This is a genomic window from Telluribacter sp., assembly GCF_035998675.1.
In the GTDB taxonomy this organism is placed as follows: Bacteria; Bacteroidota; Bacteroidia; order Cytophagales; family Spirosomataceae; genus Telluribacter.
In genome coordinates, this window is record NZ_DASYHI010000020.1 from 1,002,387 (window position 1) to 1,016,900 (window position 14,514).

The following is a 14,514-nucleotide window of genomic DNA, read 5'->3' on the forward strand; positions in this document are numbered from 1 at the left end:
CAAATAATGAAAAAGCAACTATTCATTTTTCTCACGGTCCTGTTCCTAACAGGCTGTAACGAAGATTATATCAATCTGAACCCTATTACCTCTGCTTCGACGGAGCGGTTTTATAATACAAGTAACGATTTTATCAATGCTGTCAACGCTACGTATGGTGTACTTCAAAACATGTACAGAAGTCAGTACTATTTTGGAGATATCCCAACAGATGATGCTCTGGCCCATACCGGAACCTGTATAAATGGAGCCTGTGACTTTGATAACTTCGTAGTCAACCCGGCAGAATCAGCGGCATCCAATGTTTTGTCCAATCGGTGGAATGATGCCTATCGGGGAATTTCGCGTAGCAACACCATTCTGGATCGAATTGATGCCGTTGAAATGAATGCCAATTTGAAAGCCCGACTCAAAGGAGAGGCAAAATTCTTAAGAGCACTATATTACTTTAACCTGGTGCAGATATTCGGAGAAGTGCCCCTGGTAGTACACGAGCTCAAAACCACAGAAGAATCGTATTCCTATGGTAAGGAATCTGTAAACAAGGTCTATGCCCAGATAGGACAGGATCTTAAAGATGCCGCAGCTGCCCTACCGCAGCGTTATTCCGGTGCCGATGTCGGCCGGGCCACTGCGGGAGCAGCCAAGGGCTTATTGAGCAGGGTACTGCTTTTTCAGGAAAAACATGCAGCTGCTTTGCCGCTGCTGAAAGAAATAATCGACAGCAAGACGTACAGCCTTCTCCCTACTTTTTCGGATGTATTTCGCCATGACAATGGCAATAATGCCGAGATACTATTCTCGGTTCAGTACACAAAGGGTGGTTTAGGAGAAGGAAATAATATCGTCACCCAATTTGCACCCCAAGGCTCGGGCAATGCTGTCATAGTTGGAGGCGGCGGCACCCTGAATCAACCTACAGCTGACATTCTGAACGCCTTCGAATCTGGAGACAAGCGTAAAAACGCAACCATCGCCACCAGTTACCTGGCCGCCAATGGCAAACCGGTGAATATATTCTTTGTCAGTAAATTCCTTGATCCTGCCATGAATGCTCCGCAGGAAACAGAAACGGACTACCCGGTGCTGCGCTACTCGGATGTACTGCTGATGTACGCCGAAAGCCTGAACGAAACCGGAAATACCAGCGAAGCCCATCAATATCTGAATATGGTAAGAAATCGGGCGGGGCTGGCCAGCAAGGAAGGTCTATCCCAATCAGCCATGCGGCTGGTTATCGAGCAGGAAAGAAGGGTCGAGCTGGCCTTTGAAGGACTAAGATTTTTTGATCTGGTACGCACCAATCGTCTCCTACCCGTGATGAATGAGTACTTTCAAAAAAACAATCTCAAAGTCAATGGTCAGATCATTCAAGTGAAGGACTATCAGAAGATCTTCCCTATTCCTCAATCGCAGATTGACATCAACTCCACCAAGATTACCCAAAATCCGGGCTACTGAGCTGGTCCTGAAACAACACTTAATACTAAATAGAAACCAATGAATTTACTCCTGTTGAAAATCAACACTCTTCTTGTTTTATACTTTTTGGGAAGTTACGGCTACAGTCAGAAAAAAGACAGGTCGGGCGAAGTCCTGTTGAGTATTCCTAATTTGATCTGCTTTTGGGACTTTCAAAAAAACCCGAAAGGCCAGGTAAACCTAACCAGCAAAGGCCCGTATGCCTACACCCTGAAAGAAATGAACGGGCCAATTGCCCTTAACGCTGAGGGGATATTCGGGCCATCCAGCCTAGAAATCGTTCGTGGACAGTGGCTAAGGATTAAGCGGGAAGACTGTCCGGCTCTAAATATTCATGGGAAAAAAGAAGTAAGCATAGTAGCCTGGATTAAGCGAAAAGCGAATGTCCGCTGGCAATATATAGCAGGCGTGTGGGACGAGCGGCACGAAAAACGCCAATACGCCCTTTTCACAGGTGGGCATATGCAGACCGACTATACTACGCTTACTCGTACTGCAGCCGAAAACCAAATTCATGGGTATGTATCGGACGTCGGTGGCCCAACGCCCGACAGGCCCTGGGCCTTTTCATACGCCACCGGAAAGCAAAAGCTTGAAGAAGATGTATGGCATATGGTGGCTTTCACCTATGACCACAAGCAAATCAAGGTTTATGCGGATGGCGAATTAGACACGAACGGTAATTACAATCCCTTTCTATGGGATAAACCTATCTTTGACGGAGGCGATCAGGGAGCTGATTTCACTGTGGCCCAGCGGGATGTGCATTCCTGGCCAAGTTTTCCCGAAGGCATGCCAGGAAATAAGGTAGGTTTTGGCGGTGTCTTAGGAGGACTGGCCGTATATGGCCGAGCTCTCACTTCCCAGGAAATTCAAAAAATCCATCAGTCAACCAGACCCGGAAAAAATAATTAAAGAAAAGCATTCCCCAATAAAATCCCGTACTACTTAAATTCAAAAAAACATGCTTTACCCATTTATAATGCTCATCCTGGCACCCTTTTGGGCGTTGTCTATTGAAGAAGATCGAATGAAAATTACTCCTGAGACCATCCCAAACCTTATTAGCTTTTGGGATTTCCAAAAGGACGGGAGCGGACGGGTCAATCTCACGAGCAAAGGTGCATATTCCTATACTCTAAAAGAAATGAATGGGCCAATCTCCTTAAACGATGAGGGGATATTTGGACCAGCGAGTCTGGAGATCAGGCGCGGCCAGTGGCTGCGGATCAAACGGGAGGACTGTCCGGCCCTGAATATTCACGGCAAGCAGGAAGTAAGCATAGTGGCGTGGGTTAAGCGGAAAACGAATAACCATTGGCAGTATATTGCTGGTATGTGGAACGAGCGTGATGCCAAACGCCAGTATGCGTTGTTTTTCAACGGCCACAAGCAAACCGATTACACTACTTTGGAAAGGATTGATGCCGATAATCAACCACATGGCTATGTTTCGGATGTAGGAGGTGCAACGCCTAATCGTCCTTTTTGTTTTTCATACGCAACAGGAAAACATAAGTTAGAAGCTAATGACGAATGGTATATGCTTGCTTTTACCTATAATCACAAGGAAATCAAAGTCTATATCAACGGAGTACTTGACGCAAACGGCAACTACAACCCCTTTCTATGGGACAAGCCCATATTTGACGGAGGCGAGCAGGGATCAGACTTCACTGTGGCTCAGCGAGCGCTTCCCAAATGGCCTGGTTATCCTGAGGTAGAAGAGCCTACGCACCCTGAGGGTTTTGGAGGGACTTTGGGCGGGCTTGCTGTTTACGGCAGAGCGTTGCAGTCCGACGAGATTAAGGCTCTATACAAGTCTACAATGGATCAAAAATAGAAATAGTCCACATTGAAAGTGCAGATTCTGAATTGTAGGAAAGATAATCTGACAATCAGACTAGTACACACATTGAGTTAATAAATTAAAAAAGAGAGCCAATTGGACGAATTTTGTAGTGACCAAACTGACAAAAAACTCCTATGACTCTCTTTGACAAACTTAGCAAAATACCGGGCAAATACCACAAGCGCACGGTGGAAAACGTGACAGTAGTGCTGGCGTGCCTCCTGACCAGCAGGACGACCAACCTCAACCGGATGAAGGACGAGATGGCCCGCATAGCAGGGGGTAAGCCCCTTCGGCCCGGAAGCTATTACCGTAGACTGACGCGCTTTTTCGACTGCTACGCCCCTACACGACTGTTCATCGACCTGCTGCTGTGGGTGCTGCAAACGCTGCCGGGCTGTATCGACGACTTTCTGCTCGACGGCACAGAGTGGAAGATTGGCTCCTTCGAGTTGCACGTGCTGGTGCTGGCTGCCCGCACGCGGGGCGTGGCCGTTCCGGTCTACTTCCGCGTTTATCAGCACAAGGGGGTACTCAGCGAGCAGGAGCGGATCAACTTTATGCGCAAGGCCCTGTCGGTCATTAACTTGGCGGGCTTCCTGCTGGTGGCTGACCGGGAGTTCATCGGGAAAGCCTGGTTCAGATTTCTGGCCGACTCGGATCTGGACTTCGTCATCCGCCTGCGCAAGGGCATCTACCGCCAGCCCGTGGAGGCCAGCGGGCAATGCTACGGCAGGCTGGAGAAACGCGCGCTCAAGAAGGGCTACTCCCAGGCCGTCTTCGAGTTGCAGGGCTGTCAACTCCATTAATCCAACTGATTTACAGTCTAGTGCTTTACAAGCCACACTTGTCCAAAAGCTTTTAGACACAAAGTACAGCACCCAAAAGCTTTTGCTTGCCAAACTCAAAGAAGTACCAAAACTCAAAAAAGAAGCCCACTCGCTTCTGACCCAACATTTGACTGTACTGAACGGGCAGCTAATCGTCGAAATTCTTCAACTATTTCTCCAACAACAAGTTACCGACATTGAAGTCTGTCGAAGTGTTTCGATATTACTCGCGTCACCAAATTCGTTTGTATCGGGAAAGGCCTATGCTTTTCTCACAAAAGTTAATCCGCAAGATGGGATAGTAAAAAAAAGGATCGTGGAATACAAAGAGAAACACAAAATCCCGGCGATTGAGTAAAGAAAGCCCAAATCGCCCTTCCTTTTTAAAATTCTACTTTTGCCCATGAAGAAATATTTAATTCTACTTCTACTAGCCCCCTTGCTGAGCCTGGCTCAATCCCAGAATCGCCCCAACATCATCTTCATTTTCTCCGACGACCACGCCTACCAGGCCATTGGGGCCTATGGCAACAAAATCGCCAAAACGCCCAGTCTGGATCGTTTGGCCCGGGAAGGTGCGTTGTTCAAGAATAGTTTCGTGACCAACTCCATCTGCGGCCCCAGCCGCGCTACACTGCTCACGGGCAAGTACAGCCACATGAACGGCTACAAGCGCAACGACCGGACCCTGTTTGATACCGATCAAGTGTTGTTTTCGAAGGAGCTGCAAAAGAATGGCTACCAAACGGCCTGGGTGGGTAAGATGCACCTCAACAGCCTGCCCGTGGGCTTCGACTACTGGAATATCCTGCCGGGTCAGGGGCACTACTTCAACCCGGACTTTATCAGTCAGCCCAACGACACCACGCGGTACTCGGGCTACGTGTCGGACCTGGTGACGCAGTTTGCCACCGAGTGGCTCGAAAAGCGGGATAAAGAGAAACCGTTCTTCATGATTGTGGGCCACAAGGCTACCCACCGCGAGTGGTCGCCGGCTTTGGAAGACCTGGGAGCCTACGATAACATAGATTTTCCAATCCCTTCTAATTTTTATGATAACTACGAGGGCCGCGAAGCCGCCCGGCAGCAGGATATGACCGTGGACAAAACCATGCGCATGCGCGAAGACCTGAAAATGGATGCCGATTACGAGAAAGGCTGGCTCTACGGACGGATGAACGCCGAGCAGAAGAAGACCTACAAGGCCTACTACGATAAAATAAACGCGGATCTGAAAGCAAAGAACCTGACCGGCAAGGCGCTCGTGGAGTGGAAGCTCAAACGCTACCTGAAAGACTACTACGCCACCGCCAACGGCCTGGACCGCAACATTGGCAAGCTACTTGACTACCTCGACAAATCGGGCCTGACCAAAAATACCGTGGTGATTTACTCCTCCGACCAGGGCTTTTACCTGGGCGAGCACGGCTGGTTCGACAAGCGGTTCATCTACGAGCAGTCCATGAAAACGCCCTTTATCATCCGGTATCCGGACGTAGTGAAGCCCGGCACCACCGTAGAGCAGATGATACTCAATATTGACTGGGCTCCCACCGTTCTGGATATAGCGGGTGCCAAGGTACCTTCCGTCATGCAGGGGGTATCCGTTCTGCCGCTGCTGAAGGCGCCGCAGGCGGCCAAAGTACCCTGGCGGAAGGAAGCATACTACCATTACTACGAGTTTCCGCAGCCGCACCACGTGTATCCGCATTTTGGTGTGCGGACCGATCGGTATAAATTGGCCTATTTTTACGGCGGCGTAGATCGCTGGGAGCTATTTGACCTGGAAAAAGACCCGGACGAGATGGCCAATATCTATGGTCAGAAAGGTACCGAGGCGCTCACAAAGCAGTTGAAGGCCAGCCTCAAAAAACTGATGACAGAGTATAAGGACGAGGAGGCATTGAAGATCCTGGCATTGGCCCGGATGTAGGGAATAGCTGTTAGCTATCAGGTTATTAGCTATTAGCCTTTGCAGGCTGGTTTACGTTTGTGAGCGGTGCGCTTCGTCGCGAATCTATATAATGTACGTTTGTAATGTGCTTGACCATAAAAAGTGTTTTACACACCTGAATCACTAAAAACGATTACATAATTAAAAAAACTAACAAGCTAATAGCTAACCACCTAACAGCTACTAAGCTAATTGTCCAATGAATTTTTTAATTAAAAGTACCCTTTTACTCGTAACCCTGGCCGGAGTACATTTCCAATGCCAACGGCAGCAGTCAGATGCAGAAGCTACCACCAACAGTCAGGAAAATCCTATTTCTGAAACAGGTTTTAAACGCACAGCAGGCACCGCCGATACCAGCGGCATGGTGTTTATCCCGGGAGGAACCTTCCTGATGGGAGCCGACGAGTTTCCTGACTCCCGGCCGGTACATCAGGTAGCAGTAGACGGCTTTTACATGGACGAGCACGAGGTCACCAATGCCCAGTTTGCCGAGTTTGTGAAGGCCACCGGCTACAAAACCGTAGCCGAGCGCCCCCTCAATCCGGCTGACTATCCGGGTGTCGACCCCGCGATGCTGGTGCCCGGCTCGGCGGTGTTTACCCCTACCCTCACCAAGGTGTCGCTGGAAAATCCCCTGCAATGGTGGCGCTACGAAAAAGGCGCCAGCTGGAAGCAGCCCGAAGGCCCCGGCAGTTCCATCAAGGGACGGGAGAATCACCCCGTGGTGCACGTATCCTACGAGGACGCCGCCGCCTACGCCAAATGGGCGGGCAAGCGCCTGCCTACCGAAGCCGAGTGGGAGTACGCCGCCCGCGGCGGCAAAGGGGAGCACACCTACTACTGGGGTGACGACCTCAAACCCGGCAACAAGTGGGTCGCCAATATTTATCAGGGTAGTTTTCCGAATAATAATTTGAAAGAAGATGGCTACGCCGGCGCGGCTCCCGTAAAATCCTTCCCGGCCAACCCCTACGGCCTGTACGACATGGACGGCAATGTGTGGGAGTGGTGCCAGGACTTGTACCGGCCCGATACCTACACCAACAGCGCCAACAAAAACCCCACCGGCCCCACCGACAGCTACGATCCCGACGAACCGGGCGTGGTCAAGCGCGTGCAGCGCGGCGGCTCGTTTCTGTGCAGCGATGAATTCTGCATCCGCTACAAGGCGGGCAGCCGGGGCAAGGGCGAAGTCACCAGCGGCAGCGACAACCTGGGCTTCCGCTGCGTAGCAGATCGAAAATAAGGTTTGGGGGGAGCGAAAACTCCCCTTTATTTTTTAGATTCAGAGACTTTCCTACACTTTCATGAAGAAATTCCTTATTCTTTTACTGGCCTTCCCTATACTGGCCTTTTCTCAAAAATCCAAAAAACCCAACATCCTCTTCATTATGTCCGACGACCATACCTCACAGGCCTGGGGTATCTACGGAGGTATTTTGCGGCAGTACGTTAAAAAAGATAACATCCAGTGGCTGGCCAATCATGGGGTAATGCTCAACAATGCATTCTGTACCAACTCCATTTGCGTTCCCAGCCGGGCGGCCATTCTGAGCGGACAGTACAGCCACCGAAACGGGGTATATGATCTTGAAGATGCCTACGAGCCCGACAGCATGAATTTTGCCAAACTGCTGCAACAGGCGGGCTATCAGACAGCCATCGTCGGTAAGTGGCATTTGAAAAAAGAACCGGCAGGTTTCGATTATTACATGGTACTGCCCGGCCAGGGCCGGTACTGGAACCCTGTCCTGAAAACAAAGGAAAACTGGCAGGATGGAAATGCCGGTGGACGGGAATATCCGGGTTTCTCGACCGATGTGATTACCGAAAAATCCATTGAGTGGCTAAAAAACCGCGACCGAACCAAGCCCTTTTATCTTTCCACACATTTCAAAGCTACCCATGAACCCTATGACTACCCGGAACGCTACAAAACATTTCTGGAAGACGTAGAACTCCCCTACCCGTCGGATTTTAATGAATGGGGCACCAACGGCCGTACCCACGACGGCTGGCCGCTGGAACTGCTCGGAAAACGCTACGAGAATGGTACCGGCAAACAATACCCCGGCACCTCTTTTTCTCTGCAAGGCCTGGATTCGCTGGCCGCCCGGAAGAAGACCTACCAGAAATTTGTCAAAGATTTTCTGCGGTCCGGGGCGGCGATTGATGACAACATTGGTAAACTCATTGAGTACCTACGGCAGAGCGGCGAGCTAGGCAACACCATCATCATTTATACCGCCGATCAGGGGTATTTTTTGGGCGAACACGGCTTTTTTGATAAACGATTTATTTACGAACAGTCGCTGCGAATGCCTTTTGTGATTTCGTACCCTAAGGAACTGAAAGCCGGGCGACGGATAAATGATATTATCCTGAACATTGATTTCCCGTCGCTGTTTCTGGACTATGCCGGGGTAAAACAGCCTGCGTATATGCAGGGAAGGAGCTTTCGGAAAAATCTGGAAGGCAAAACACCCAAAGACTGGCGCCAGGACATGTACTACCGCTACTGGGCCAACGAGTCTAACCGCCCGGCGCACTTGGGCATCCGGACGGATCGCTACAAGCTGGCCCTGTTTTACGGACAGTCCCGCACCAAAACCGAACGGGACAAGATGAAGTACCCGCCGGGCTGGGAGTTTTATGATTTAGAAAAAGACCCCCGCGAGGGCCATAACGCGGTCAATGATCCGGAGTATCAAACCATTATCCGGGAGCTGAAAAACCGGCTTCGCACCATCAAAACTGAAAATGGTGATGGCCCGGAAACCAACCCAGCAATTCAGAAGATTTTCGAGGATAATTGGTAATGGTATTGACCGCAGAGGATGCAGAAGTTTTCGCAGAGAAAAAGGATACAAATCCCCTCGGTAAAACTCTTTCCCAAACTCACGAAAACTCTGAGTTGACTAATTTAATCAACTGTTTTGAAACAAAGTACATTGACCATGAACAAAAAAATCATTCTCCTGACCATCCTCGCTGTTAGTATGTTTGTCGCCGCGGCCTTCCGTTTTTCTAAAGAAAACCGCCCCCCCGGACAATCCAACGTGGTGCTAGTCTACATTGACGACCTGGGCTTCGGGGATTTGGGCAGAACGGGGGCCATCGGTTATCAGACGCCCAACTTCGACGACATGGCGGCCAAAGGGATGTTCTTTTCCAACTACTATACCCCACAAGCCGTCTGCACGGCCTCCCGGGCGGGGCTGCTGACGGGCTGCTACCCTAACCGCATCGGGTTTGCCGGGGCAACGGATCATACGGCCAAAACGGGTATCAGCGCCGACGAAGAGACCATTGCCGAGCTGCTGAAAGCGAAAGGCTACGCCACGGCGGCCTTCGGTAAATGGCACCTGGGTTATCAGAAGCAGTTTTTGCCCAAACAGCACGGCTTTGATGAGTACTTTGGCATTCCCTACTCCAACGACATGTGGCCTAACCACCCGGTCAATAAAAACTACTATCCTCCCCTGCCCCTGATCGAGGGCGACAAGGTGGTAGCAACTAATCCGGATCAAAGCCAGTTTACAACGCAATTCACCGAGCGAACCATCGATTTTATCAGGAAAAATAAGGACAAACCTTTCTTTGCCTACCTGGCGCATCCCATGCCGCACGTACCGCTGTTTGTTTCAAAAAAATTCAAGGGCAAATCACAGCAGGGGCTGTACGGCGACGTAATCATGGAACTGGATTGGAGCATTGGCGAAATTAGAAAAACCCTGAAAGAGTTGGGGCTGGATAAAAATACGCTGCTGATTGTAACCTCCGACAATGGCCCCTGGCTGGCCTACGGCAACCATGCCGGCAGTGCGGGCGGCTTTCGGGAAGGCAAAGGAACCACGTTTGAAGGAGGCCACCGGGTACCCTGCCTGATGGAATGGACCGGAACGATCCCGGCGGGAACGGTTTCCAACAATTTGGCCGCCGGTATGGACATTCTGCCTACCATTGCAGAGGCCACAGGAGCAGCTTTACCCAGGAAAAAGATTGACGGTGTAAGCCTGCTGGCCAACGTCAAAGGCGACCTGTCCGTCAAGCCCCGCGAAACCTTTCTCTACTACTATCGCCGGAATAACCTGGAAGCGGTGCGCCACGGCGACTGGAAGCTGGTACTTGCCCATCCGGGCCGTACCAACGAAGGCTTCAAACCCGGCAAGGACGGTCAGCCCGGCGGCGGCAACGAGAATTTCAACCATCAGGGCGGACTCTACGACCTGCGGCGCGATCCGGGTGAGCGGTACAACGTGCAGTTTGATTTTCCCGAAATCACTGCTCAACTCATAAAAATAGCCGAAGCGGCGCGGGAAGATCTGGGCGATGAATTGACGGGCAAGCCAGGCAAGAACCGTCGTCCGGTGGGAAGAGTGGATAAATAGAGTGTTGCAGCTTTTATAATTCCACAGCTTTTTTCAAAGTTGAGTAATGGCGGGAAACGAGTAAACACTTCTTATAACTAGTTGAAAAGCCTACCGATAGTACTTCGTCCTGCCATACACTTAAAGTACTTTTTTGCCCAAACAGTGACCTGACCGCTGAATATAGACAGGGCGTTTGGTTAAGGAAGTCCCGAAGTAGTTTACTTTTTCATAAGTAAAACCCCGCGGATGAACTCTTTCATTATGTAGTTTCGTTATGGGTATAATCACATAATCTTTTTTTAGTCAAGTGCTTATCCCGGCTAAATTCTGACACAATCAGACTATTTTCTCTTTATACTATCTTGCTTATTTACTATTCATCTGAGTCATAACTATGGAAAGACGTGCGGCGCTCAAAGGTTTAGCAACAGCCATCGGTGGATTGGTTGCCCTGCCATCCTGGGCTTCTAACTGGAATCAAAACTCCCTCCAACCTACCGATCTGCTTTCTGCGGAAGAAGTACCCCTTCTGGCCAGCGTAGTAGACACGATCATTCCGGCTACCGACACGCCCGGTGCCAAAGAATTGGGCGTTGACCGATTTGTACAACTTATGCTAACAGATTGCTACGACAAGAAAGCACAGGACACGCTGGTAAGCGGACTGGCTACGGTAGAAGAAGACAGCAAAGAAACCTTTGGCAAATCGTTTACCGCCTGCTCGGCTGCTCAGCGTATACACATCCTGGAAGGCATGAGCCTCAGCGACAACCCTTCCAGCAAAGCCTTTTTCGGAATGGTGAAAGGGTTGACTATTCAGGGTTATATGTCGTCGGAGTACGTTATGATCAATATCACCAAGTACAGCATGATCCCTCCTGCCTGGAACGCCTGCGTACCCGTCACTCAATAGTGAAAGAGCAAATGAGTGAAAGAGTGGAGGAAAAACTCTACGTACCTCTGCGCTACACTCCTGTTGACACTGCGTTTATAAAATTAACTCGAAAATCCGAAATTGAAATTCGACAATCACTATGTACTTCAATATAGATAGTCAGAAAGCCCGCACCTACGACGCCATCGTGATTGGCTCGGGAATCAGTGGAGGCTGGGCCGCCAAAGAATTATGTGAGAAAGGGCTGAAAACCCTGGTACTGGAGCGGGGCCGCGACGTAAAACATAACATCGACTACCCCACTGCCATGAAAATGCCGTGGGAGTTTAATCACCGCGAGCGCATGCCGCTGGACGTGGTACAGGCCAATCCTATCCAGAGCAAGTGCTATAACTTTAAGGAATCGGCCGCTCATTTTTTTGTAAAAGACCAGGAGCAGCCCTACATTCAGGAGAAGCCTTTCGACTGGATTCGGGGGTACCAGGTTGGTGGCAAATCCATGCTGTGGGCCCGCCAGACCCAGCGCTGGAGTAAGTACGATTTTGAGGGGCCCGCGCGCGACGGCTTTGCAGTAGAATGGCCCATTGGCTACGACGACATTGCTCCCTGGTACAGCCACGTAGAGAAATTTGCGGGTATTACCGGAAATAAGGATGGGCTTGACAGCTTACCCGACGGCGAGTTTCTGCCTCCTTATGACCTGAACTGCGTGGAGAAGTACTTCAAGGAAAACCTGTCGAAAGAATACAAAGACCGCCATGTGGTTATATCTCGGGCTGCGCACATCAGCCAGCCGCAGCAAATTCACCTGGACCAGGGCCGGGCGCAATGTATGAGCCGCCAGCTTTGCGAGCGGGGGTGTCCATTCGGCGGGTACTTCAGCAGTAATGCCTCTACCATTCCCTGGGCGGCCAAAACGGGTAACATGACCCTGCGCCCACAGTCGGTGGTACATTCCATTATTTACGACGAGAAAAAAGGTGGGGCCGCCTCCGGCAAGGCCACCGGTGTCCGGGTTATAGACGCCGATACCAAGCAAATGATGGAGTTTTACGCCAAAATTATCTTTGTCAACGCCGCTGCCCTGAATACTAACCTGGTACTGCTCAACTCTACCTCTTCGCGCTTCCCCAACGGACTCGGGAACGACAGCGGAGTACTGGGTCAGTACGTCGCTTTCCACAACTACCGCGCCCGTATCTCAGCCGAGTACGAGGGACACCTGGATACAACAACCGAAGGTCGCCGGCCTAACGGTGGAGGGTACATACCGCGCTTCCGTAACGTGTACAAGCAGGAAACTGATTTCTTACGTGGCTACGCGGCCGGATTCAGTGCCAACCGTCGTTACAACAGCAGCCGAGACGGCCTGGGTGAAGACCTGAAAGCCAACCTCTTCAAAAGTGAAATAGGGAACTGGGGCGTGGGCTCGCACATGATGGGCGAAACCATTCCGAAGGCAAGCAACTACGTAGCTTTGGACCAGAACAACAAGGACCCGTTCGGACTACCTCAGCTGAAGATATCCATCGACTACGACGATAACGACGACAAGATGGTGAAGGACTATCTGGAGCAGATGACCGAGATGTTTACCAAAGCCGGTTTTAAAAACATCCGTGGCTCCGACAGCAAGCAGGCTCCGGGTCTGGATATCCACGAAATGGGTGGTGTACGTATGGGTAAGGATCCCAAGACCTCCATGCTGAACAAGTGGAATCAACTGCACACGGTACCTAACGTATTCGTAACCGACGGTGCCAGCATGACCTCCACCTCCACCCAGAACCCGTCGCTCACCTACATGGCCCTGACGGCCCGCGCGGTTGACTATGCTGTGAAGCAGATGAAGGCGAAGAACCTGTAAGTATCAAGTTGCTGGGCCTTTGGTCCTAGCTTTTAGTGATACGTTTTTAAATCGAAGAGCCGGTGGATGCTAGCATCCACCGGCTCTTCTTTTGCATAGGCTACGTTCCATTCCTACTTAACGCTTACTCCTCCCTGATTTTGGTCCTGATCTGCTCGGCCATCTCGGGCGTTACCTGTACCTGATGTACCTCGCTGGCGTGCTGAGCCGCCATTTGCAACACCTGGTCTTCTTGTTCGGCTTTGATTACACCGGGGCAGTCAAAGCCTACATCCTGACAACGTAGTACTTTCATAGTAGTAAAAGTTAGGGGTATAGTACTTGATTTCTTACTTTGGGGGTAACCAGCCCACCGTCTGCAATGTGTCTTTACGTAAAGTTCAGGATAACTTAACCCTTTGTCAATACCTCTTTTAGAGTATTTTTTCTTTTTTTTCTACAAACGAGTAAGGGAAAAAGAAGAGGTATGAGTCATAGGGGTACTTATCGAAAAGAAATACCCTATGGTACATCCTTTACCCCAACCATTTAATACCAAGCAGCCAGTCTTAAAGCTAGCCATAGATGACAGGGGCCAGCGTGGAGATGCTCCTGACGGAGATGCCCAGCAAGGCGATCCCCGTCAACTCGACGCCGAACTACTCCTGAGGGAAACATTTGAGCAAGACCCCCGCAAAGGGCTGGAGCTTCTGTTCAGAAAGTACCACGCTCCCTTATGCAGCCACGCGGTCCGGTTCGTCTACTCCAGGCAGATCGCCGAGGACTTGGTAAGCGAAGTTTTCTACCAGTTTTACCGAACCCAAGCCTATAAAAACATCAATACCTCTTACCTCAGCTACCTGTTCCGGTCGGTGCGCAACGAGGCTTTTACGTACCTGCGCCGGGAGTTTGGCCGGACCTCCCCGCTGGACCCCTCCACCGAAAATCAACCCGACTCCCAGCAGCTGACTCCCGAGGCCGAGGTCCAGTACAACCACCTTTTTCTGAAAGTCAACGAAGCTATTGCGCAGCTTCCAGCCCAGTGCCAGCGGGTGTTTCTGATGAGTCGCTTTGACAACAAGAAGTACCATGAGATAGCCGAAGAATTGCGAATTTCCCCTAAAACGGTGGAAGTCCACATATCAAAAGCCCTCCGCCACCTGCGCGACGCTTTGCGTGGTGAATGGCTCCTGCTCCTCCTCTTTTTATTCTGCTAAACCTGTCCACACTAAGGGAAAATCTCTTTCGGAGAGTCATTAGCCCGATAACCACTCTAAAC

The 14,514-nt window shown here is 50.6% G+C and carries 13 protein-coding genes; 12 read left to right on the top strand and 1 reads right to left on the bottom strand.

What is annotated here, in order from left to right:
* Positions 1-6: 6 nt before the first annotated feature.
* From VGN67_RS18405 to VGN67_RS18455, 11 genes are all read left to right on the top strand, one after another.
* Positions 7-1,461 (top strand): RagB/SusD family nutrient uptake outer membrane protein, encoded by a 1,455-nt coding sequence (locus VGN67_RS18405; RefSeq protein ID WP_327488328.1) that lies wholly within the window; start codon positions 7-9, stop codon positions 1,459-1,461.
* Positions 1,462-1,500: 39 nt separating this feature from the next.
* Positions 1,501-2,397 (top strand): LamG-like jellyroll fold domain-containing protein, encoded by an 897-nt coding sequence (locus VGN67_RS18410; protein WP_327488329.1) that lies wholly within the window; start codon positions 1,501-1,503, stop codon positions 2,395-2,397.
* A 67-nt stretch (positions 2,398-2,464) separates the two neighbouring features.
* Positions 2,465-3,325, top strand: coding sequence for a LamG-like jellyroll fold domain-containing protein (locus VGN67_RS18415; RefSeq protein WP_327488330.1), 861 nt, complete (start codon positions 2,465-2,467; stop codon positions 3,323-3,325).
* Positions 3,326-3,468: 143 nt separating this feature from the next.
* On the top strand, positions 3,469-4,143 hold the full coding sequence (locus tag VGN67_RS18420; RefSeq protein ID WP_327488331.1) for a hypothetical protein: 675 nt from the start codon (positions 3,469-3,471) through the stop codon (positions 4,141-4,143).
* 82 nt (positions 4,144-4,225) lie between these two features.
* Entirely contained in the window at positions 4,226-4,522 is a 297-nt protein-coding gene (locus tag VGN67_RS18425; RefSeq protein ID WP_327488332.1) for a hypothetical protein, read from the top strand.
* Positions 4,523-4,567: 45 nt separating this feature from the next.
* Positions 4,568-6,097 (top strand): sulfatase, encoded by a 1,530-nt coding sequence (locus VGN67_RS18430; protein ID WP_327488333.1) that lies wholly within the window; start codon positions 4,568-4,570, stop codon positions 6,095-6,097.
* Positions 6,098-6,317: 220 nt separating this feature from the next.
* Positions 6,318-7,367, top strand: coding sequence for a formylglycine-generating enzyme family protein (locus VGN67_RS18435; RefSeq protein WP_414717346.1), 1,050 nt, complete (start codon positions 6,318-6,320; stop codon positions 7,365-7,367).
* Between the two features lie 61 nt (positions 7,368-7,428).
* Positions 7,429-8,940, top strand: coding sequence for a sulfatase (locus tag VGN67_RS18440; protein WP_327488334.1), 1,512 nt, complete (start codon positions 7,429-7,431; stop codon positions 8,938-8,940).
* Between the two features lie 138 nt (positions 8,941-9,078).
* Positions 9,079-10,512: a sulfatase gene (locus tag VGN67_RS18445; RefSeq protein WP_327488335.1), complete on the top strand. Its 1,434-nt coding sequence runs from the start codon at positions 9,079-9,081 to the stop codon at positions 10,510-10,512.
* A 376-nt stretch (positions 10,513-10,888) separates the two neighbouring features.
* Positions 10,889-11,407, top strand: coding sequence for a gluconate 2-dehydrogenase subunit 3 family protein (locus VGN67_RS18450; RefSeq protein ID WP_327488336.1), 519 nt, complete (start codon positions 10,889-10,891; stop codon positions 11,405-11,407).
* Positions 11,408-11,528: 121 nt separating this feature from the next.
* Positions 11,529-13,256, top strand: a complete 1,728-nt coding sequence (locus VGN67_RS18455; RefSeq protein WP_327488337.1) for a GMC family oxidoreductase — start codon at positions 11,529-11,531, stop codon at positions 13,254-13,256.
* A gap of 124 nt (positions 13,257-13,380) precedes the next feature.
* Here VGN67_RS18455 and VGN67_RS18460 read toward each other — a convergent pair whose 3' ends face one another.
* Positions 13,381-13,551 (bottom strand): DUF1059 domain-containing protein, encoded by a 171-nt coding sequence (locus VGN67_RS18460; RefSeq protein ID WP_327488338.1) that lies wholly within the window; start codon positions 13,549-13,551, stop codon positions 13,381-13,383.
* 208 nt (positions 13,552-13,759) lie between these two features.
* Here VGN67_RS18460 and VGN67_RS18465 point away from each other — a divergent pair, with 208 nt between their 5' ends.
* Positions 13,760-14,452, top strand: coding sequence for an RNA polymerase sigma-70 factor (locus VGN67_RS18465; protein WP_327488339.1), 693 nt, complete (start codon positions 13,760-13,762; stop codon positions 14,450-14,452).
* The last annotated feature ends 62 nt before the right edge of the window (positions 14,453-14,514 follow it).